Source organism: Nioella ostreopsis (genome assembly GCF_004000255.1).
Classification (GTDB): Bacteria; Pseudomonadota; Alphaproteobacteria; order Rhodobacterales; family Rhodobacteraceae; genus Nioella; species Nioella ostreopsis.
Map to the genome: position 1 here is coordinate 1 of NZ_RCIQ01000024.1, position 19,674 is coordinate 19,674.

General features: G+C 62.9%; 21 protein-coding genes and 2 pseudogenes. 17 read left to right on the forward strand and 6 right to left on the reverse strand.

Translation table 11 applies throughout. The features are described 5' to 3' along the window. The first annotated feature begins 171 nt into the window (after nucleotides 1–171). The 6 genes and pseudogenes from EP237_RS19030 to EP237_RS19055 form a co-directional block, all read left to right on the forward strand. Complete coding sequence (locus EP237_RS19030; RefSeq protein WP_127562476.1) at nucleotides 172–525, forward strand: CidA/LrgA family protein; 354 nt, start codon at nucleotides 172–174, stop codon at nucleotides 523–525. After that, nucleotides 518–1,231, forward strand: a complete 714-nt coding sequence (locus EP237_RS19035) for an LrgB family protein (protein ID WP_127562477.1) — start codon at nucleotides 518–520, stop codon at nucleotides 1,229–1,231. Before EP237_RS19030 ends, EP237_RS19035 begins: the two co-directional genes overlap by 8 nt. A gap of 70 nt (nucleotides 1,232–1,301) precedes the next feature. Then, entirely contained in the window at nucleotides 1,302–1,769 is a 468-nt protein-coding gene (gene rsfS, locus EP237_RS19040) for a ribosome silencing factor (RefSeq protein ID WP_127562478.1), read from the forward strand. A gap of 6 nt (nucleotides 1,770–1,775) precedes the next feature. After that, nucleotides 1,776–2,246, forward strand: coding sequence for a 23S rRNA (pseudouridine(1915)-N(3))-methyltransferase RlmH (gene rlmH, locus EP237_RS19045; protein WP_127562479.1), 471 nt, complete (start codon nucleotides 1,776–1,778; stop codon nucleotides 2,244–2,246). Nucleotides 2,247–2,458: 212 nt separating this feature from the next. Continuing rightward, nucleotides 2,459–2,890: a hypothetical protein gene (locus EP237_RS19050; RefSeq protein WP_127562480.1), complete on the forward strand. Its 432-nt coding sequence runs from the start codon at nucleotides 2,459–2,461 to the stop codon at nucleotides 2,888–2,890. 3 nt (nucleotides 2,891–2,893) lie between these two features. Further along, nucleotides 2,894–3,004 (forward strand): annotated as a pseudogene (locus EP237_RS19055) (23S rRNA (pseudouridine(1915)-N(3))-methyltransferase RlmH); the annotation flags it as partial. 186 nt (nucleotides 3,005–3,190) lie between these two features. Here EP237_RS19055 and EP237_RS23335 read toward each other — a convergent pair. Beyond that, entirely contained in the window at nucleotides 3,191–4,957 is a 1,767-nt protein-coding gene (locus tag EP237_RS23335) for an OmpA family protein (protein WP_206052326.1), read from the reverse strand. A 201-nt stretch (nucleotides 4,958–5,158) separates the two neighbouring features. On the opposite strand from EP237_RS23335, the pseudogene EP237_RS19075 reads away from it, so the two are divergent. Continuing rightward, a pseudogene (locus EP237_RS19075) lies at nucleotides 5,159–5,353 on the forward strand (23S rRNA (pseudouridine(1915)-N(3))-methyltransferase RlmH); the annotation flags it as partial. A 39-nt stretch (nucleotides 5,354–5,392) separates the two neighbouring features. On the opposite strand, the gene EP237_RS19080 reads toward EP237_RS19075, so the two are convergent. After that, entirely contained in the window at nucleotides 5,393–6,346 is a 954-nt protein-coding gene (locus EP237_RS19080) for a Hint domain-containing protein (RefSeq protein ID WP_127562482.1), read from the reverse strand. Nucleotides 6,347–6,867: 521 nt separating this feature from the next. After that, on the reverse strand, nucleotides 6,868–7,737 hold the full coding sequence (locus EP237_RS19085; protein WP_127562517.1) for a branched-chain amino acid aminotransferase: 870 nt from the start codon (nucleotides 7,735–7,737) through the stop codon (nucleotides 6,868–6,870). A gap of 175 nt (nucleotides 7,738–7,912) precedes the next feature. On the opposite strand from EP237_RS19085, the gene EP237_RS19090 reads away from it, so the two are divergent. The 10 genes from EP237_RS19090 (at nucleotide 7,913) to EP237_RS23585 (ending at nucleotide 17,547) form a co-directional block, all read left to right on the forward strand. Continuing rightward, the gene (locus EP237_RS19090) at nucleotides 7,913–8,431 is read left to right on the forward strand and encodes a MarR family winged helix-turn-helix transcriptional regulator (protein ID WP_127562483.1); all 519 of its coding nucleotides are present in this window, start codon (nucleotides 7,913–7,915) and stop codon (nucleotides 8,429–8,431) included. Then, nucleotides 8,428–9,141, forward strand: a complete 714-nt coding sequence (locus tag EP237_RS19095; protein WP_127562484.1) for a response regulator — start codon at nucleotides 8,428–8,430, stop codon at nucleotides 9,139–9,141. Before EP237_RS19090 ends, EP237_RS19095 begins: the two co-directional genes overlap by 4 nt. Before the next feature lie 9 nt (nucleotides 9,142–9,150). Beyond that, a complete protein-coding gene (locus tag EP237_RS19100; RefSeq protein ID WP_127562485.1) occupies nucleotides 9,151–10,077 on the forward strand; it encodes a histone deacetylase family protein in 927 nt (308 codons plus the stop codon). A 1-nt stretch (nucleotide 10,078) separates the two neighbouring features. Beyond that, complete coding sequence (locus EP237_RS19105; protein ID WP_127562486.1) at nucleotides 10,079–11,017, forward strand: histone deacetylase family protein; 939 nt, start codon at nucleotides 10,079–10,081, stop codon at nucleotides 11,015–11,017. Continuing rightward, the gene (locus EP237_RS19110; protein ID WP_127562487.1) at nucleotides 11,014–11,259 is read left to right on the forward strand and encodes an exodeoxyribonuclease VII small subunit; all 246 of its coding nucleotides are present in this window, start codon (nucleotides 11,014–11,016) and stop codon (nucleotides 11,257–11,259) included. Before EP237_RS19105 ends, EP237_RS19110 begins: the two co-directional genes overlap by 4 nt. A gap of 3 nt (nucleotides 11,260–11,262) precedes the next feature. After that, a complete protein-coding gene (locus EP237_RS19115) occupies nucleotides 11,263–12,129 on the forward strand; it encodes a polyprenyl synthetase family protein (protein ID WP_420812537.1) in 867 nt (288 codons plus the stop codon). An 18-nt stretch (nucleotides 12,130–12,147) separates the two neighbouring features. Next, a complete protein-coding gene (dxs, locus tag EP237_RS19120) occupies nucleotides 12,148–14,073 on the forward strand; it encodes a 1-deoxy-D-xylulose-5-phosphate synthase (RefSeq protein ID WP_127562488.1) in 1,926 nt (641 codons plus the stop codon). 311 nt (nucleotides 14,074–14,384) lie between these two features. Beyond that, nucleotides 14,385–15,602, forward strand: a complete 1,218-nt coding sequence (locus tag EP237_RS23735) for a flavin monoamine oxidase family protein (RefSeq protein ID WP_127562489.1) — start codon at nucleotides 14,385–14,387, stop codon at nucleotides 15,600–15,602. 67 nt (nucleotides 15,603–15,669) lie between these two features. Then, on the forward strand, nucleotides 15,670–16,770 hold the full coding sequence (gene aroC, locus EP237_RS19130) for a chorismate synthase (protein ID WP_127562490.1): 1,101 nt from the start codon (nucleotides 15,670–15,672) through the stop codon (nucleotides 16,768–16,770). A gap of 69 nt (nucleotides 16,771–16,839) precedes the next feature. After that, the gene (locus tag EP237_RS23585; RefSeq protein WP_127562491.1) at nucleotides 16,840–17,547 is read left to right on the forward strand and encodes a hypothetical protein; all 708 of its coding nucleotides are present in this window, start codon (nucleotides 16,840–16,842) and stop codon (nucleotides 17,545–17,547) included. A 6-nt stretch (nucleotides 17,548–17,553) separates the two neighbouring features. On the opposite strand, the gene EP237_RS19140 is transcribed toward EP237_RS23585, so the two are convergent. The 3 genes from EP237_RS19140 to EP237_RS19150 all read right to left on the reverse strand — a co-directional run bounded on the left by EP237_RS19140 (nucleotide 17,554) and on the right by EP237_RS19150 (nucleotide 19,628). Then, entirely contained in the window at nucleotides 17,554–17,952 is a 399-nt protein-coding gene (locus tag EP237_RS19140; protein WP_127562492.1) for a thioredoxin family protein, read from the reverse strand. 12 nt (nucleotides 17,953–17,964) lie between these two features. Further along, a complete protein-coding gene (locus EP237_RS19145) occupies nucleotides 17,965–18,684 on the reverse strand; it encodes a cytochrome c biogenesis CcdA family protein (RefSeq protein WP_338068193.1) in 720 nt (239 codons plus the stop codon). A gap of 68 nt (nucleotides 18,685–18,752) precedes the next feature. Further along, nucleotides 18,753–19,628: a DMT family transporter gene (locus tag EP237_RS19150; RefSeq protein WP_127562493.1), complete on the reverse strand. Its 876-nt coding sequence runs from the start codon at nucleotides 19,626–19,628 to the stop codon at nucleotides 18,753–18,755. Nucleotides 19,629–19,674 lie beyond the last annotated feature (46 nt).

Sequence of the window (19,674 nt, forward strand, 5' to 3'; positions counted from 1 at the left end):
ATCAAGGACAAGTTTTTCAACAAAATATGCTGAGAGCGGTCATTACCTCAGCCACACCAAACGGTGCATTGTCCGCATCGCCGACCTTCGTGACCGTTGCCGTTTGACGCGCCCCGACCCCGTTCGATAGGGGTAGATCGAGGCTGGCGGCAACCGGTGAAGGGGCCCTTGATGATCTTCCACATAACCGTTCTGCTCGCCTTCCAGCTGTTGGGCGAGGTCATCAGCCGCACCCTGCTGCCCGCCCTTCCGGGGCCGGTTCTGGGCTTGGTCCTGTTGCTGAGTGCCATGCTGGCCCTGCCCCGTCTGGCAGAGGCGATCCGCCCGACTGCGAATGGTTTGCTGAGCCATCTGTCGCTGCTCTTCGTGCCGGCGGGTGTGGGCGTCGTCGGTCATCTCGATCTGATCGCCGATCACGGCGTGGCGCTGATTGCGGCGCTGGTCCTGTCCACCGTTCTGGCCATTGCCGTTGGGGCCCTGGTCTTCGTCTGCGTGGCCCGCGTGCTGGGGCAAGCGGATGACTGACGTCTGGCAATTGTGGACCTACCTGTCCGAAGGCCCGCTGGTCTGGCTGACACTGACCCTGATGGCCTATTTGGCGGCAGATCGCCTGTCACTGATGGCCAACCGCGCACCGCTGGCAAACCCGGTGTTGCTGGCGGTGATCATGCTGGCCGTCACGCTTTGGGCAACGGCAACGCCCTACGAGACCTATTTCGAAGGCGCGCAGTTCGTGCACTTCCTGCTTGGCCCCGCCACCGTCGCGCTGGCGGTTCCCCTGCACGCCAATCTGGGCCGGGTGCGCAGGGCGCTGATCCCGATGATGGCGGCGCTGCTGGCGGGATCGGCCACGGCGATCACGGTTGCGCTCGGGGTGGGATACGCTCTGGGGCTGGAATTGGAGCCGCTCCTGTCCCTCGCCCCCAAATCCGCCACCGCGCCCGTCGCCATGGGCGTGTCGGAACGGATCGGCGGCGCCCCCGCGCTGACCGCTGTCATGGTTCTGCTGACCGGGGTCATCGGCGCCATCGTGGCAACGCCCCTGCTGAACCTCCTGCGCATCCGCGATTGGCGGGCGCGCGGCTTTGCCGTCGGGGTCGCCGCCCATGGCATCGGCACCGCCCGCGCCTTTCAGGTGAATGAGACCGCAGGCGCCTTTTCCGGCATCGGCATGGGGCTGAACGCGATCCTGACGGCGGTGCTCGCCCCCCTTGCCGCCAGCCTCTTTTGACCGATTGGCCACAATAATCGGTTTGAATCCGCTTGCGAATCAGTCCGCTGGTTGAGACAGCCCCCCTCGAATGCTATCTTGGCCATATCCCGGCGCCGGGGATCTTCGGCGTATTTTGAAGGAGGACCACGTCCTGACTGGACCTGTTCAAGCAGCCACCACCGGGGCTGCACCGGTGGCGCAGATGACGCGCCCGACCAAAGACCTGACGAGCGACACCCTGCTTGCCGAGGTTCTTGCATCCCTTGACGACGACAAAGCGGAAGAGATCGTCCAGATCGACCTGCGCGGAAAGACCCAGATGGCCGATCATATGGTCATCGCCTCCGGTCGCTCCTCGCGCCAGGTGGCGGCAATCTCCGAGAAACTTGTCGCGCGGCTGAAAGAAACCTTCGGGCTGACCGCCCGGATGGAAGGCAAGGACACCGGCGATTGGGTGCTGATCGACACGGGCGATGTGATCGTCCATGTCTTCCGCCCCGAAGTGCGGGAGTTCTACCAGCTTGAAAAGATGTGGCTGCCCGCCGGCAGCGTCTGATCTTTCATGCGGGTGACCTTATGCGTTGTGGGCCGGCTTCGGGCCGGGCCAGAGGCTGATCTCGTCTCCGACTACCTCACACGGTTCGACCGCACGGGCCGGGCGCTTGGCCTTGGCCCTGCGCGCGTGGTGGAGGTCGAGGACAGGAAGGGCGGCGGCAAACCGGCAGAGGCCGAGCTGCTGCGCAAGGCGATCCCCATGGGCGCGGTTGTCTGCGCATTGGATGAACGCGGGCGGGTGATGTCCTCGCCCGATTTCGCGGCGGCACTGGCCCGGCGCCGAGACCAGGGCGCGCAGGAGATGGCCTTCCTGATCGGAGGTGCCGACGGGCTGGACCCCGCGCTTGTGGATCAGGCCGACATGGTGCTGAGCTTCGGCCAGATGGTCTGGCCCCACATGCTCGCCCGCGTGATGCTCACCGAACAACTCTACCGCGCCGCGTCGATCCTGGCGGGCAGTCCCTATCATCGGGTGTAAGCCGGTCCGGGACCAAGCGGCGCATCAACGGGCCGGATGCCATCGCAGGGGACCTGCACGCCTCGATCGCCTGTGGGGCGACCACCGCCGCCGACTACGTCATCGCCGTCGACCAGAGCACTATATTGCATTACCAGTCAATCCGAACCCGCTCATGCGGGCTGATCAGAATCAACCAACAGCGGCAAGCATTGCAGTAGTGGACCGGATCATTGCCTGAGATAATTGATGAAGTCATAAAATACTCTACCGACGAATTCGCTGCGTTCGACCTTAAGGACAGGCCGTTTCTTTCCGAGCAGGGCAACACTGTAACGCGTGGCTTCATCGCTGATTTCAGAATTGTTCCCCCGGGATGGGACCTCAACCTCAGAGATGTCGACTACCTCGACAAGAAAACCCGCAGATGGGTGAGAAGAAGGCAGCACGACATCTATTCGAGCAGTGATGAGTACTTTTGTCAGGTTTTTTCCGACACAACGAGAAGCTCAGAGACGCATCTTGAAATCGGCGGGTATGGGTTCACGGTGTTTGTTGGACCCAAGATGGATGCGCCTTGGAGGTCCATTCAGTGGGCAGATGTCCTCGGCACCGACTGCTTCCATGGTGGCGTTCTCGGCGAGAAAGAACTTCCCGGTCGGTAGACGCTGAGCTTCGGCGCTATGGTCTGGCCCCATATGGTCGCCCGTGTAGCGCTATCCGTGCAACTCTACCGCGCCGCGTCGATCCTGGCGGGCAGTCCCTATCATCGGGTGTAAGCCGCTCGTTCGGCAGCGCTTGATATCAGCCACACCCACAAAAAATTCTGGTCGAAACATCAGGCCCATCCAAATCGCATTGCCCAAGGGGCGGCCCGGGCGATGACGCGTGCCACATGGTCTGATCGCAGTGAAACCGGGGCGCATGACTCACACGCCCCGGCTCTTGTCACCAGACGCCCGATCTCAGCGCAGGAGGATTTCCACGCGCCGGTTCTCCGCCGCATTGGGCGATGACGGGTTGATCAGGCGGGTTTCGCCGTAGCCCACGGGCGTCAGCAAGGCGCGGTTGATGCCGTGGACATTGACCAGTTCCTCGATCACCGCCTGGGCCCGCCGGTTCGACAGGTCCAGATTGTAGCTCGCGGCCCCGGAGGCATCGGTATGGCCCTGCACCTCGAAGGGACGTCCGGCGAGACCCGCGTCGAAGATCGCCTGGGCGAGACGTGCCACAAGGGCGCGGGCCTGCGGCGTGAGCGTTGCCGAGTCGAACTCGAAGTTGATCGGCAGGTTGGTCATGCCAGCGGTTTCCAACTGCCCCTGGATCACCTCGGCCGTCGCGTCGATATCGACCTGCTGCACCAGTTCCGCGGGGATGGCCCGCCAGTACTGGCCGCTCACATCCTGACACATGTCCATGAAGGCCGCCCCGTTCAGGGTTGCGCCGTTGACCTGGTTGCCCTCAAGGCACTCGCCCGCGTTTTCACGGAACATCGTGGTCAGGCGGAAATAGCCGTCGCCCGCCGGAATGGCCCGCCAGTACTGGCCGCTCACATCCTGACAGGAGTCCATGAAGGCGGCACCGCTCATGGCTGCCCCATTGATCTGGTTGCCTTCCAGGCATTCATTGAACCCCTCGCGGAAGGCGGTGGTCAGACGGTAGTAGCCACCATCTGCGGGCACGGCGCGCCACAGCTGGCCGGTGACGTTCTGGCACCGATCCATGAAGGCCGGACCGCTCGCGGCCTGGTTTCCTTCAAGACATTCGGAGAAGCCTTCCCGGAACATCGTGGTCAGGCGGAAATACCCTTCGGGCAAGGCCATGAAGGGCGGCGCCACATTGACCGGCTCCCAGGTTTCCAGTTCCAGCACGCCAAGGCAGGTTGCGCCGTCATAGGTACCGACCCAGACGTCCAGACGGCCATTAAGAGCGTCAGAGGAAGCGAGGTTCAGAAGCGGCTGCAGGTTCCCGCGGCTGTCATCGTCGAAGTACCACTGGGTCGTGGGGGTGTTGACCAGCAATGTCGTATCGCACTGGCTTTCAACCTCGATCTCCAACCGCTGATAGCCTTCCATGCCGGAGAGGTAGAACGAATAGTGCGGCACCGCGTAGGCATAGCCCAGGCCCCCGGACGGGCACGTGGCCAGGGGCGTCGGCCCGCCCGCATTCACGTTGTAACGCTGCGGCGTGTAGAGCTGCTGGCCGGTCAGCGAGACCTCCTGGCCGGTATAGGCATAGCTCGGGCAATTCGCCTGCGGTTGGGGTTGCGGCTGTGGCTGCGGAGCGGGGGCTTGCGCCAGCCAGGTCTCCATGTTTAGCGTCGCGTTGCAATAGGACCCGTCATAGGTGCCGACCCAGACATCCACCCGACCGTTGAGATTGGCCGCACCGCGGATCTCGATCCGCGGGTCGAGGTTGCCGTTTGAATCGTCATCGAACAGCCAGCTTGCATTGGCGGTGTTGATCAGCAGCACCGCATCGCACTGGCTGACGACATCGGCCACCAGATAGTACTGATCCATCCCCGAGAGGTAGAATGAGAAATCCGGCGCGGTCGTGACGTAGCCGGAATTGCTGAAGCCGCAGTTCTGCAGCGGGTTCTGACCGCCGGCGACGACGGAATAGCTCTGTGGGCTGTAGAGTTGCTGACCGGTCAGCGTATGGCTCGCCCCGGTCTGGTTGAACGTCGGACAGGCCGTGGCTGCCGCCGACATCGCAAATAGGCCGAACAAGGCCGTGGCTAAGAATTTCAAGGTAATTCCTCCAAACATTCTTATTGTGCGGCTTGCCGCTTGGCCAAGACTTGCCGGTAAAGGCTTCCAGATCAAGCATTCTTGAGGTTCGAAGATGCAATCTGTTGCCCAAGAAGCCAAAACCGGAACGAGACGGCCGTTCCTGCAGACTTTTGTTCGACAAGGAGTCAATTGACGTCCCGCCGGGAGCAGGGCGCGCAGGACATAGAGATTCTGGGCGGAGACGGGCTGGATCCCGCGCTTGTGGATCAGGCCGACATGGTGCTGAGCTTCGGCCAGATGGTCTGGCCCCACATGCTCGCCCGCGCAATGCTCACCGAACAACTCTACCGCGCCGCGTCGATCCTGGCGGGCAGTCCCTATCATAGGGTGTGAGGCGCTTCGGAGGTAGTGATCCTCCGAAGCTCGTGTCACTCACGCTGCGATTTCACCATTCAACAGCTTCCTGATCCGCTCCGGCACTTGGCGCGATGACATTGCCCTTGGGTAAGGCAATTCTTCCATCTCAGGCATCTCGCCGTATAGGGATTCGAACTCCCCATAATTGTCGAAAACCCGACGCGAGACATTGTCGATAAACGTCTCTGCTTGTGCTCCGTTCGCAAGGATGATCTCGTGTTCCTCGGTCTCGATATGATAGACGATATAACTCTCGCCCATCTCGGACATCGGAACGCGGGTGATCGTCGTTCCGTTCACCAGTGCCCCGGCATGGCAAAGTACCCCGTCGATCAACACGGCGTGATCGGCGGTGACCTTAAGATCTGTATGCGGCACGCCGTTCCCGAGCGCCCCCTCCCGCACACACACCGGCATCAGACGTTCCGCCGGATCAAACATTGGCAAAACGGTCTGCAGCAAAACGAACTTCACTGCGACCGTGCGGCCATCGGACGTCACGATGTCATCCCCGATCGCAAGCATTTCCACCGCACGCTCGCCGGTGGGTGTCGCAATCGCAGTACCCGCAAGGAAACAAAGATGAGCCGGTGCTTCAGAATTGAATTCGCTCGTCGTAACGGTGGTGGCGACTGGCGCCGACAACGGAGTCACGCCATCACCAAATATGAAAAGATTGCCCGAAGAGATGAAGATCGGAAATGTATTGCCCTGCCAGGTCAGCGTGTAACCCGTGAACGTCTGTGACATGCTTCCGGCATCCCCCAAGGTACCGAAATAGTCGACATCATGGTCCATCAGACCGTCGTCATCGACATCGATAATCCCGCCACTTCCAGGATTTTGATCGAAGAGCACGTTGATGTTAAAGCTTAGCGAACTGCCTGCATCGCCAAAGGCACCATTGTTGACGGTCACATCCGATGGGTCGAGATAATATCGGTCCAAGTTTTGGTAGAAAGTTGGCATCTATCGAAGTCCTTTCGCGACGTCGGGCGCAAGCCAGATGGGCCCTGACCGCAATATGACCTACAACACACAGTCAGCAGCCATGCCGGATTTTCTATCGAGTACGGTAACTTAAACGGGATTGGGTCGATATTTCTCGTGTGAAATACCGTCCGCCATCAGTGTACCTCCCCCTGCGGGAAATCAAGTACTATGCTGATGCCTAAGGCCGTTTGCGTTACAAAAATGTCGACGCGGCGGACACAGCAAGCGGCGGACCCACGTTGCATTTTGGGCGTAAGCAAGAAAGCTGTGCACGCCCTCCCCCCTTTCACCCTCAACTCGTCGAGTTCATTTCTCTTCCGAGAATTTACTTTTCGGCCCACGTATCCACATTCAGGCTTGCGCCCTTCGCGATCTCCTCTGTGCGGAACGCCCTGATTCAACCTGAGGCCGCGCTCATGGGATACGAAAAAACCGCGCCGGAAGAACGGGCGCGGTTTATCTAGGATGCTGCCTTAAAAGGCCGCAAGACGGATCACCTATTCGCGTACCAGCTTTTCATAGCCTTCCGCGATCTCGCGGGCGATGGCGCCGACCTCGAAATTGTAGTCGCCGATCTGGCCGACGGGCGTGACCTCTGCTGCCGTACCGGTCAGCCAGCATTGCTGGAAGCCCTCCAGTTCCTCGGGCATGATGTGGCGTTCATGCACCTTGATCTGGCGATCCTTCAGCATGCCCACCACGGTCTGGCGGGTCAGGCCATTGAGGAAGCAATCGGGCAGCGGGGTGTGCACTTCGCCATCCTTGACGAAGAAGATGTTGGCCCCGGTCGCCTCGGCGATATAGCCGCGATAGTCGAACATCATGGCGTCGGAACAGCCCTTTGCCTCTGCCGCGTGCTTGGACAGGGTGCAGATCATGTAAAGACCGGCGGCCTTGGCATGGCTTGGGATCGTCTCGGGCGAGGGGCGCTTCCACTTGGAAATGTCGAGCTTGGCGCCCTTCATCTTCGCGTCGCCGTAATAGGCCCCCCATTCCCAGGCGGCGATGGCCAGCCGGACCGGGTTCTTGGCGGACGCGACGCCCATATCCTCACCCGCACCACGCCACGCAACAGCACGCACATAGGCATCGGTCAGGCCATTGGCGGTCAGCACTTCCTGTTTGGCGGCCTCGATTTCATCGACCGTGAAGGGGATCTGGAAATCCAGCTGACCGGCCGAGAAGTGCAGACGTTCCGAATGCAGGCGGCTTTTGAAGATCTTGCCGTTATAGGCGCGCTCGCCCTCGAACACGGACGAGGCGTAGTGCATCGCATGGGTCAGAATATGCACATTCGCATCCCGCCAGGGGATGAGTTTGCCATCCATCCAGATGGTTCCGTCGCGATCGTCGTAAGCAGCGCCCATTGTGTTCACCTTCGGCAGGGGTCTTGGCATTTTCGATTTGTTGCGCAAAATACGTCCGAACCGGACATAATATTACGCAAAACCGGTCATTCGGTAACAATTGATTCTTGGAAAGTCAACAAGGCTGACATAAAGTCGGGTGAAAGGCGACAGGACCCCGGGGGGAACGCATTTCATGGCCGAACGCGGTGCGGCACAATCTTCTGCAAGCAGCGGGGAAAGCCTGCTTTTCCTGACCGACGAACAGCTTCGGCGCGGGATCGAGGCGATGTTCTTCGCCTATCGCGGATTTACCGCCGACCCGGATCGCATTCTTGAAAACTACGCTTACGGGCGCGCCCATCACCGGGCGATCCACTTCATCAACCGCAGCCCCGGCACCACGGTGAACAACCTTCTGGCCATTCTGGGCGTGACCAAGCAATCGCTGAACCGGGTCTTGCGCACGCTGGTCGAGGACGGCCTTGTCGAAAGCCGCGTCGGCACCCGCGACAAACGCGAACGTCACCTGTACCTGACCGATCAGGGCATTGCTCTGGAACGCGAATTGTCCGAAGCGCAACGCACCCGGATGCGGGCTGCCTATCGTGCAGCCGGACCCGATGCGGTGGCGGGTTTCCGCACAGTGCTGGAACAGATGATGGACCCGGAACTTCGCCATCATTACTTTTCCAACACCGAGGGAGGCGCATGACAGATCCGGCAGCCCATCTTCTGATCGTCGACGATGATGAGCGCATTCGCGGTCTTCTCCAGAAATTCCTGATTCGCAACGGCTTCATCGTCAGTGCCGCCCGCGATGCGGCCCATGCGCGCCGGCTGCTGGAGGGGTTGGAATTCGACCTGATCGTTCTGGATGTGATGATGCCCGGTGAAGACGGGATCAGCCTGACCAAGGCGCTGCGCGAAAAGCTGACAACCCCGATCATGCTGCTGACGGCAAGGGGCGAGGCCAGCGACCGGATCACCGGACTGGAAGCCGGGGCCGATGATTACCTGCCGAAACCGTTCGAGCCGCGCGAATTGCTGCTGCGGATCAACGCCATCCTGCGGCGTGTTCCAAGCGTGTCCGAGACGCAATCGGCCCCCAAGATGCTGCATCTGGGGCCGATCCGGTACGACCTTGAACGGGGTGAGATGTGGCATGGACAAACCCCCATCCGCCTGACCGCAACGGAATCGGCGCTGATGCGGATCTTTTCTGCCTGTCCCAACGAACCTGTCAGCCGCACACAGCTGGTCGAGGATCTGGGCCGCGACAAGGGCGTGGGCAGCACCACCAGCCAGGAACGCGCGGTCGACGTGCAGATCACCCGCCTGCGCCGCAAGATAGAGACCGACCCGAAGCAGCCCCGATACCTGCAGACCGTGCGCGGTGCGGGCTACATGCTGGCCCCCGACTGAGGACATCCCATGACCCTGCTTTTTACGAATGACGCGGGCCTGCGCCACCAGATGCCGCATGGCCACCCCGAACAGATCGCCCGGCTTGAACATGTGATCCGCGCGCTGTCCGCGCCCGAATTTGCCGCGCTGGACCGGCGAGAGGCCCCCATTGCATCGGAGGCCGACCTGCTGCTGGCCCATCCTGAAAGCCAAGTGACCGCGATCCGCGAAGCTGCACCGGAGGACGGGCTGATCGCGCTGGACCCCGATACCTCCATGTCCCCCGGCACGTGGGAGGCCGCGTTGCGCGGTGTGGGCGGCTGCCTTGCCGCCGTCGATGCGGTGCTGGCAGGCGAGGCGAAGAACGCCTTCGTCGCGACACGGCCCCCCGGCCACCACGCGGAAAAGACCCGTGCCATGGGCTTTTGCCTGTTCGGCAATGTCGCCATCGCCGCGAAACATGCGCTGGACCGGCACGGGTTGTCGCGCGTCGCCATCGTCGATTTCGATGTGCACCACGGCAACGGCACGCAGGATCTGCTGTGGGATGAGCCGCGCACGCTCTTCATCTCGTCCCATCAAATGCCGCTTTATCCCGGCAGCGGGGCCGCCCATGAACGGGGCGCGCACGGCAATATCATCAACGCGCCGCTGTCGCCCGGTACGGACGGGGCAACCATGCGCTCGGTTTATTCCTCGCGGCTGCTGCAACGGGTGCGGGAGTATGAGCCGGAATTGATCCTGATCTCGGCCGGGTTTGACGCCCATGAGGACGACCCCCTGGCGAACCTCAACTGGACGACGGAGGATTTCGCATGGCTCACGCGGGAACTGTGCAAGGTGGCCGAGGAGACCTGCGGCGGGCGTGTCGTGTCCTCGCTGGAAGGGGGCTACAACCTTGATGCACTGGCAGACTCCGTCGCCGCCCATGTGACCGAATTGATGGATGCATAAGGTGGGCACCGGGCTTGTCACCCATCCCGATTGCCTCGCGCATGTGACGCCCGCCCATGTCCACGAACAACCCGCTCGACTGGCGCTTGTGCTGCAGGCGCTGGAGAGCTTGCCGGTCTTTCGCTACGCCGCCCCGCTGGCCAGCGACGACACGCTTCTGACGCTGCACACGCCCGCCTATCTCGATCATATCCGCGCGTCTGTGCCGGATGAGGGGTTCACGATGCTGGACCCGGACACGGACGAGGAAACCTTCCTATGCCCCAGCTCTCTGCCTGCGCTTTTTCGCGCTGTGGGCGGTGTGCAGAAGGCGATCAACTTGGTTCTGTCGGGGGAACTGACCAACGCCTTTGCGGCGGTGCGTCCGCCCGGCCACCATGCGGAACAGGAACTGCCCATGGGCTTTTGTTTCTTCGGCAACGTGGCTTTGGGCGCGAAATATGCCTTGGATCACCACGGGCTTTCCCGCGTCGCCATCGTCGATTTCGACGTGCATCACGGCAATGGCACGCAGGCGCTGTTGTGGGATGAGCCGCGTGCGCTGGTGATCACCTCACAGCAGATGCCGCTCTGGCCCGATACCGGAGACGTGTCAGAGACCGGCGGGCATGACAACGTGGTGAACGTGCCCCTGGCTCCCGGCACCGGCGGCAAGGCGATGCGCGAGGCGTATGAAGAACGCGTTTTCCCAAGGCTTGACGCGTTCCGGCCGGAGCTGCTGCTGGTTTCTGCCGGGTTCGACTGCCACGCCGCCGATCCCCTATCCGATCTCGCCTGGGTCGAAGAGGATTACGAGTGGCTCACGCACCGGCTTTGCGATATTGCGGACCGGTATTGCGGCGGCCGCATGGTCTCGACTCTCGAAGGCGGCTATGATCTGGACGCCCTCGCGGCCTCGGCCGCCACCCATGTGCGCGTTTTGACGGAGAGAAGCGGATGAGCGACCAGAAAAAGATCGAGGAAATGAGCTTCGAGGAAGCGATCCGGGAATTGGAACGCGTTGTTGGCTTGCTTGACCGGGGCGATGTGGCGCTGGAGGAGTCCATCTCGCTCTATGAAACCGGGGCAAAGCTCAAAGCGCGCTGTGAGGCGAAGCTAAAAGAGGCCGAGGAAAAGGTCGCGCAGATCACGCTCGACGTCAGTGGGCAGCCCACGGGGGCGAAGCCGGTCGAAGGGCTCTGACCCTTGTTCGAACAGCAGTTGAAAGACGCGCAGGACGCGATTGCGCGCGCCCTAGCGGATCGTATGGCGGTGCTTGGGTCCGACCGCGTGGCCGAGGGCATGCGCTATACCACCACGGGCGGCAAACGGCTGCGCGGGTTCCTGGTGCTGGAAACGGCGCGACTGACCGGGGGCGATGCAGGGGCCGCGATGCAGGCAGCTTGCGCGGTGGAGTGCATCCACGCCTATAGCCTCGTGCATGACGACCTGCCCTGTATGGATGACGACGACCTGCGCCGGGGCTTGCCGACCGTCCACCGGAAATGGGACGAGGCGACGGCGGTTCTGGTGGGTGACGCGCTGCAAAGCTTCGCGTTCGAACTGCTGGCCGATCCCGCCACGGGAGACGCCGATCAACGGGCCGAACTGGTCCTGACACTGGCGCGCGCCTCTGGCCCGCAAGGCATGGTTCTGGGGCAGGCGCAGGACATTGCCGCCGAAACCGCTGATGCCCCCCTGACGCTCGACCAGATCACCGAATTGCAGGCCAACAAGACCGGCGCGCTGCTGGAATGGCCGGTGGTTGCGGGCGCCATCCTGGGCCGTGCCGATCCCGCCCCCCTGCGGCGCTATGCGCGCAGCCTTGGCCTTGCCTTTCAGATCGCCGACGACATCTTGGATGTAGAAGGCGATGCCGAAAAAGCCGGTAAGGCGCTGCGCAAGGATGCCGAGGCGGGCAAGGCGACCTTCGTGTCGCTCTTGGGGCTGGAGGGCGCGAAGGCCCGTGCCGCATCGCTGATTGATGAGGCCATCGGTGCGGTGGAGCCCTATGGTATAGAGGCCCAGACCTTGCGGGAGCTGGCCCGTTTCGTTATCGCCCGCGACCAGTAACCCATTTCGGAGAGCCCCATGAGCCACCGCCCCGACACGCCCCATCTGGACCGGATCAAGACTCCGGCCGATCTGCGCGGGCTGCCGGTGGCCGAACTGCGTCATGTGGCCGACGATCTGCGCACCGAGACCATCGCTGCGGTCAGCAAGACCGGTGGACATCTGGGGGCGGGGCTTGGCGTGGTGGAACTGACCGTGGCGCTGCATGCGGTCTTCGATACGCCACGCGACAAGGTGATCTGGGATGTCAGCCACCAGTGCTACCCTCACAAAATCCTGACCGGTCGGCGCGAGGCGATGCCCACTCTGCGCAAGAAGGGGGGCCTGTCGGGCTTCACCAAACGCAGCGAGTCACCCTATGACCCGTTCGGCGCGGCGCATAGCTCGACCTCGATCTCGGCGGCGCTCGGCTTTGCCGTGGCCCGTGATCTCGGCGGCGTGATCGAGACCGGGCTTGGCGATGCGATTGCCGTGATCGGGGATGGCGCATTGACCGGCGGCATGGCGTTCGAGGCGCTGAACAACGCGGGCCATCTGGGCAAGCGGCTGATCGTGATCCTGAATGACAACGAGATGAGCATCGCGCCGCCAACCGGCGCGCTGTCCTCCTACCTGTCGCGGCTCTATGCGGGCGCCCCGTTCCAGGAGCTGAAGTCCGCCGCCAAGGGCGCGGTGTCGCTGCTGCCCGAGCCTTTCCAGGAAGGCGCGCGGCGGGCGAAAGAGCTGTTGAAAGCGGCCACCGTGGGCGGGACGCTGTTCGAGGAACTGGGCTTTTCCTATGTCGGTCCCATCGACGGGCATGACATGGACCAGCTGGTGTCCGTGCTGCGCACGGTGAAGGCGCGGGCGGATGGGCCGATCCTGATCCATGCGATCACCAGGAAGGGCAAGGGTTTCCGCCACGCGGAGAGCACGCCGGACAGGGGCCACGCCCGCGCGCCCTTTGACATGGTGACCGGAGAGCAGCGCAAGGCCCCGTCGAACGCACCGAGTTACACCAAGGTCTTCGCGCAAAGCCTGATCCGCGAGGCGGAGGAAGACGACAAGATCGTTGCCGTGACCGCCGCGATGCCGGACGGGACGGGGCTCGATCTGTTCGGGGAGCGGTTCCCGAAACGGACCTTCGACGTGGGCATCGCCGAACAGCATGCAGTCACCTTCTGCGCGGGCATGGCAGCGGGTGGCATGAAACCCTTCTGCACGATCTATTCGACTTTCCTGCAAAGAGGCTATGACCAGGTGGTCCATGACGTGGCGATCCAGCGCCTGCCCGTCAGATTTGCCATTGATCGCGCGGGGTTAGTGGGTGCCGATGGGGCGACGCATGCAGGGTCATTCGATGTGGCGTATCTGTCGAACCTGCCCGGTTTCGTGGTGATGGCGGCAGCGGATGAGGCGGAGCTGGTGCATATGGTGGCGACCGCCGTGGCGCATGACGCAGGGCCGATTGCCTTCCGCTATCCGCGCGGGGAAGGCGTGGGCGTCGACATGCCGGAACGGGGTGTACCGCTGGAGATCGGCAAGGGCCGCATGATCCAGGAAGGAAGCCGCGTGGCGATCCTGTCGTTCGGCACCCGGCTGAGCGAGGTGCAAAAAGCCGCCGAGGCGCTGGCGGCACGGGGGATTACCCCCACGATTGCCGATGCGCGTTTCGCCAAGCCATTGGATTCAGAGCTTATTCTGCGGCTTGCCGCCGATCATGAGGCGCTGATCACCATCGAGGAAGGCGCGGTTGGTGGCTTTGGCAGTCATGTGGCGCAATTGCTGGCCGAAGAGGGCGTTTTCGACCGGGGACTGAAATACCGGTCCATGGTTCTGCCCGATACATTCATCGACCAGGCGAGCCCGGACGATATGTATGCAGTGGCGGCCATGAACGCGGAGCATATCGAGGCGAAGGTGCTGGAAGTGCTCGGTGTGGCGCGGTTGAGCCGGCAGGCGTGAGGGCCTGAAAAAGGGGGGTGCCACCCGTACACCCCCTGTACACCCCCCGTACACCGGGCGTGCAGACGGAGTCCGGTTTCGCCGCGCTGGAGCGCGTCGACCGGGGAGCGGCCCTCGTCAGGCTCCTTCGGAGCCCTCCTCGGGTCGCGTTGCCACGGAAAATCGGATGGGGTGGTGCGTCCGTCTGATCAGGTGCCGACCGGAAGGTCAGGACGCCTCCGGCGGAGGTATTTTGGCCAAGATGAAGGGGCCGTATTGCGCGATGCGCGGGGGTGACGCAGAGTTCCGGCGAGCCGATTTTGGGGGGTGGCGTGCAAAGACGGGACGTATTGGCAGCGGTTGCGGCAGGGGTTGTCGGGACGTTTCTGCCGGTGGATCGGGGATTGGCCAGCGGAGCGCGGCTGACAGGCTATCTGCGGACGAACTGGAGCCGCGATCCGTTCTGCTTCGGGTCTTATTCCTACACACCGCGCGGGCTGTTTCGCGCCGCACATCGCAGGCTGGCGGAACCGGTGGCGGGACGGATCTTTTTTGCCGGGGAGGCCGCGAACCCGGATTACGGCAGCACTGTTCACGCGGCCTATGAATCGGCGGGCCATGCGGTCGAGGCCATCGAGGAGGAGGATCACGGGGATATTGCCGTGATCGGGGCGGGCGTCGCCGGGCTGCGCGCGGCGCAGATGCTGGCCAATCTGGACTATGACGTGACGGTCTACGAGGCGCGCGACCGGATCGGCGGGCGGCTATGGACGGACCGCAGCCTTGGGGTGCCGCTGGACCTTGGGGCGAGCTGGATTCACGGGGTGGAGGGCAATCCGCTGGTCGGTCTGGCGGAGGATGCTGGCGCGACATTGGTCGAGACCGGTGAGGAGATCGTCTTTCGGCTGCGGGATGGGGCGATGCTGGACGCGGAGGAGGTGCCGGACTGGCTGGAGGAGGTCATCTCGATCCAGCACAATGCCGGGGCACGGCGGGACCAGATCAACCTTGCCGCGTTTCGCGCCCCGACCGACTATGGCGGCGCAGAGGCGGTCATTGCCGAGGGATATGACCGGCTGTTGCCGGAACTGGCCGAGGACCACGCGCTGCTGACCGGCCATGTGCTGCAGCGGGTGGCGCTGGGCGGGGGCATCCGGCTGAGGTTTGCCGATGGCGCGGAGGCGCGGCATGATGCGGTTGTTGTCACCGTGCCCCTGGGTGTCTTGCAGGCTGGGCGGATTGTCTTTGACCCGCCCTTGCCGGACACCAAGCAAGAGGCCATCGCATCGCTTGGCATGGGGGTGCTGGACAAGCTCTACCTGCAATTCGACGCACCGTTCTGGGAGGGTGATCCGACCTGGATCGTGACCGCCGATACCGGGCTGCCGCGCGGGCAGTTCAACCAGTGGCTCAACCTGTTGCCGGTTCTGGGGGAGCCGATTCTGCTGGGGTTCAACGGGGCCGATGCGGCGCGGGAGCTTGCGAGCCTGGAGGATGAGACCGTGCTTGGCACGGCGCTGGCGGTTCTGGAGCGGGCCTATGGGCTATAAGGGCCATATGAGCCTTGGAATCCGGGGCTTGGCACGCTAACCGGGGGCAGGAAAACGGAGCGCCCCCATGTCCATGAACAGCTTTGGCCATCTTTTTCGTGTCACCACCTGGGGCGAGAGCCACGGGCCCGCGCTGGGCGCGACGGTGGATGGCTGCCCGCCGGGGGTGCCGGTTGAGGCGGAAGCGTTGCAGCACTGGCTGGACAAGCGCAAACCGGGACAGAACAAGTTCACCACGCAGCGGCGCGAACCCGATCAGGTGGAGATCCTGTCAGGCGTGTTCGAGGGCGTCAGCACCGGCACACCCATTCAGCTGATGATCCGCAACACCGATCAGCGGTCGAAGGATTATGGCGATATCAGTGAAAAGTTCCGGCCCGGACATGCGGATATCACCTATTGGCAGAAATACGGCATCCGCGATTATCGCGGTGGCGGGCGGTCTTCGGCACGCGAAACGGCGGCGCGGGTGGCGGCGGGCGGCGTAGCGCGCGAGGCGCTGAAGCAGCTGGTGCCAGGGCTGACGATCACCGGCTACATGGTGCAGATGGGGCCGCATGGGATCGACCGGGACCGCTTTGACTGGGACGAGATCGAGCAGAACCCGTTCTGGACACCGGACGCGCAGGCGGCGGCGGATTGGGCCGCGTATCTCGATGGGCTGCGCAAGACCGGCGACAGCGTCGGCGCGGTGATCGAGGTGACGGTGCGGGGGATGCCCGCGGGCCTTGGCGCGCCGATCTATGGCAAGCTGGACACCGATCTGGCGGCTGCGATGATGTCGATCAATGCCGTGAAAGGCGTGGAGATTGGCGAGGGTATGAACGCGGCCTGCCTGACCGGCAGCGACAATGCCGATGAGATTCGGATGGGGCCGGAGGGGCCGGTCTATGGCTCGAACCATGCAGGGGGCATTCTGGGCGGGATTTCCACCGGGCAGGATGTGGTGGTGCGGTTTTCGGTCAAGCCGACCTCGTCCATTCTGACGACGCGCAAGACCATCACCAAATCGGGCGAAGAGACTGAAATCATTACCAAAGGTCGCCATGATCCTTGTGTCGGCATCCGCGCCGTTCCGGTGGCCGAGGCGATGGCGGCTTGCGTCTTGCTGGATCACGTGTTGCTGCATCGTGGCCAGATTGGGGCAAACAGAGGGCAGATCGGCTAAATTTGCCCCTAATTTCTCCATTCTCCGCTGATAGCCCGTTGTTCGGGGCATGTCATTGGAGCTCAGCAAATGCTGAAAAAGTTCATTTTTTCGGAGTCCGGCGCTGTGACCACGGATTACGTGGTGCTGAGCGCGGGCGTCGTGGGGGTTGGCATTGCTGTGCTGAATTCCACGTCGACGGGAATCGAGAATCTGGCCAGTGACATCGACGCGGCCCTGCGCGGCAATATCGTCAATTCCAGCTTTGCACGGCAGAGCTATTTTGATGATTTCGAGAACGGTGCAGGGTTCTGGTTTGGCGGCGTTACCGATGCCTCTGAGGCGGCCTATGGCGGGCTTCTGGGCCCCTATGGTGGCAGTAGCGGGGCCGAGATCGTGACCCGGACCTATGACCTGATGTCGGGCTACGACAATGCGGTGATCGAGTTCGATCTGCATGCCATCGACAGCTGGGACAATGAAGAATTCATCATGTTCGTGGATGGCAACCCGATCAGTTCCCACAGCTTCAATTGGCAATCCGACGGGGTGACGGATAGCTGGACCACCTCGGATGGGAACTACAACATCTCGATCGAGCCTGCCGGTGACCGTGGGCATATCGGCTATAGTTCCGATTGGGTCGATCAGAGCTTTACCGTCCGCGTGGAAGTGACCGACCCCGGCCCGTCGATGAGTGTCGGCTTCGGGTCTACCCTGAACCAAGGCGTTGCTGACGAAAGCTGGGCCGTGGACAATGTCGCCGTGACATCGACCAACGACCCCTCTGACGTCTGAGACGGGTCAGCTGAGCCCCAGATCCATCAGTGACTGAATCGCGGACCGGCTGGTGCCTGCAACGATGCGGCCCAGTTCGGCGTCGCCCCGCAGCACGACCAGAGTGGACCGCCGCGGAATCTGCAGGCTTTGGGCCAGTTCGCCTCGCCCATAGGTATCCCAGTCCACGCGGATGAAGGACATTGCGGAGTCATAGGCCGGATTTTCGGAGCGGAGCGCCTCGACATGGCGTTCCTGGGTGCGGCAGGTCCCACACCAGGGCGCGAAGAAATCGACGAACAGCGTTTCACCGGCGGCAAGGCGCTGCTGCACCAGACCCGGCGTGTAGTCGATATTGGTGGCCCCGGCACGGCCCGCCAGCAACAGCGTGGCCCCGCCCATGATCATCAGGTCGCGTCGGTTCATCAGGTTTCTCCCTTACAGGGCTACCGAGAGATCCTGCAGCCAATAGGGCAGGACATCGAGCAGCCAGTTTTCAATGACGTGGTGCCAGCGCAGCAGGATCGCGGTGCCGACAAGGATGAAGATGCCGCCAAGCAGCGGGCGGGATCGTTCGGCGATGGCCTGCATCAGCGCCCGGCGGCGCTGGAAGAAAGACCGTGCGCCATAGCCGAGCGCGAGGATGATGGTGGATACGCCGAGGGCAAAGAACACCATGATCGCCGCCGCGCGGCCGATCTGTTCACCGGCACTGGCCAGCGCGATGGCGCCACCGAGGGTTGGGCCAACGCAAGGCGACCAGACCGCGCCAAGCAGCGCACCGCCAATGGCCTGCCCTTGCCAGCCGTCGCGGCCGTTCAGCGCCATCATCTGGCTATCCGCGCCCGATGACACGCCCGCCGTTGCAGTGGCGAAGGCGGCGGAAAAGCGGGGGATCAGCAGGACAAGGCCAAAGGCGATCATCAGTACAGCGCCCGCCTGTCCTATGGCTTGTTCATCAATGCCAACGGCCCTTCCGGCCAGTGCGACGGTCAGGCCGAGCGCCACGAAAGACAGGCTCATCCCCCCGGCCAGCGCCAGCGGGCCAAAGCGGCTGGCCTGCAAGGATCCCGCCAGCACGATGGGCAGCACCGGCAGAACGCAGGGGTTGATGAGGGTCAGAAGACCCGCGCCATAGGCAAAGACAAGTTCCAACATGCGCCTTTTCTGGCGCGGACGCGCTGTAATGTCATCTGACGCCTGCGTGAGCGGGCATCACAGTGGCGTCAGCGGGCGGCGCGGGCCAGTTGCACTGCAAGGATGCCCGCGGCGATGATGGTGACGCCGAGGATATCGACCCAACCCAGGCGTTCGCCAAGGATCGCCGCCGCGATGGCCACGCCGAAGAACGGGTTGAGGAAGTGGAAGGTCGCACCCCGCGTGGCCCCGATTCGCTGCACCAGCAGAAACCAGATCCACGTGGCCAGAAGACCGGGGGCAAAGACGGTGTAGGTGAAGGCCGCTGCTAATTGCCAAGACCATTGCACCTCCCAGGTCTCGAAGATCACCGCGAAGGGAAGCAGCACGGCAGAGCCCACCAGCATCTGTAAGCCCACGATCATCAGCACCCCGGCGCTGCCCGAAGAGGATGACGCGCCGCGCACGGTCAGCGTCGCCACCGCCAGCGCAGCGGCACCGATCAGGCAGAGCGTGACGCCAAGCGGATCGACGCCGCCGCCAAGGCGCTGCGTCATGATCAGGGCCACGCCACCGAACCCTGCCATCAGGCCGAGGACACCCATAACCGGCAGCTTTTCGCGGAAGATGACCCAGTTTGCAGCCGCTACGATGAGCGGCATGGAGGATGCGATGATCGCGGCCAGAGAGGCCTCGATCCACTGCATCGCCACGAAATTGAGGCCCAGATAGAGCGCATTCTGGCAGATGCCGAAGATGATGACCGACCGCCATTGGGCGCGGCTGAGGTTCCAGTTCTGACCGAACATCCGCGCAAGGATCACGCCGACGGCCCCGGAAATGGCAAAGCGCAGGGCAAGCGAGGCAATCGGTGGCGCGGCGGCAACGATGATACGGGCGGACGAAAAGGCCGAGGACCAGATCAGGGCGAAAGCCAGCCCCATGCCGATTGCGCGCAGATCCATGCCGTGTCTCCGTTTCTTGCCCTGTTAACCGCCATAGCCTGCGGCG

Coding starts and splice junctions, on each gene's coding strand:
- EP237_RS19080 (WP_127562482.1), bottom strand. CDS start 6,346: ATGCCAACTTTCTACCAAAACTTGGACCGATATTATCTCGACCCATCG.
- EP237_RS19150 (WP_127562493.1), bottom strand. CDS start 19,628: ATGGATCTGCGCGCAATCGGCATGGGGCTGGCTTTCGCCCTGATCTGG.
- EP237_RS19145 (WP_338068193.1), bottom strand. CDS start 18,684: ATGTTGGAACTTGTCTTTGCCTATGGCGCGGGTCTTCTGACCCTCATC.
- EP237_RS19085 (WP_127562517.1), bottom strand. CDS start 7,737: ATGGGCGCTGCTTACGACGATCGCGACGGAACCATCTGGATGGATGGC.
- EP237_RS19095 (WP_127562484.1), top strand. CDS start 8,428: ATGACAGATCCGGCAGCCCATCTTCTGATCGTCGACGATGATGAGCGC.
- EP237_RS19140 (WP_127562492.1), bottom strand. CDS start 17,952: ATGAACCGACGCGACCTGATGATCATGGGCGGGGCCACGCTGTTGCTG.
- EP237_RS19100 (WP_127562485.1), top strand. CDS start 9,151: ATGACCCTGCTTTTTACGAATGACGCGGGCCTGCGCCACCAGATGCCG.
- EP237_RS19090 (WP_127562483.1), top strand. CDS start 7,913: ATGGCCGAACGCGGTGCGGCACAATCTTCTGCAAGCAGCGGGGAAAGC.
- aroC (WP_127562490.1), top strand. CDS start 15,670: ATGTCCATGAACAGCTTTGGCCATCTTTTTCGTGTCACCACCTGGGGC.
- EP237_RS19110 (WP_127562487.1), top strand. CDS start 11,014: ATGAGCGACCAGAAAAAGATCGAGGAAATGAGCTTCGAGGAAGCGATC.
- dxs (WP_127562488.1), top strand. CDS start 12,148: ATGAGCCACCGCCCCGACACGCCCCATCTGGACCGGATCAAGACTCCG.
- rlmH (WP_127562479.1), top strand. CDS start 1,776: ATGCGGGTGACCTTATGCGTTGTGGGCCGGCTTCGGGCCGGGCCAGAG.
- EP237_RS19035 (WP_127562477.1), top strand. CDS start 518: ATGACTGACGTCTGGCAATTGTGGACCTACCTGTCCGAAGGCCCGCTG.
- EP237_RS23585 (WP_127562491.1), top strand. CDS start 16,840: ATGCTGAAAAAGTTCATTTTTTCGGAGTCCGGCGCTGTGACCACGGAT.
- EP237_RS19030 (WP_127562476.1), top strand. CDS start 172: ATGATCTTCCACATAACCGTTCTGCTCGCCTTCCAGCTGTTGGGCGAG.
- rsfS (WP_127562478.1), top strand. CDS start 1,302: ATGCTATCTTGGCCATATCCCGGCGCCGGGGATCTTCGGCGTATTTTG.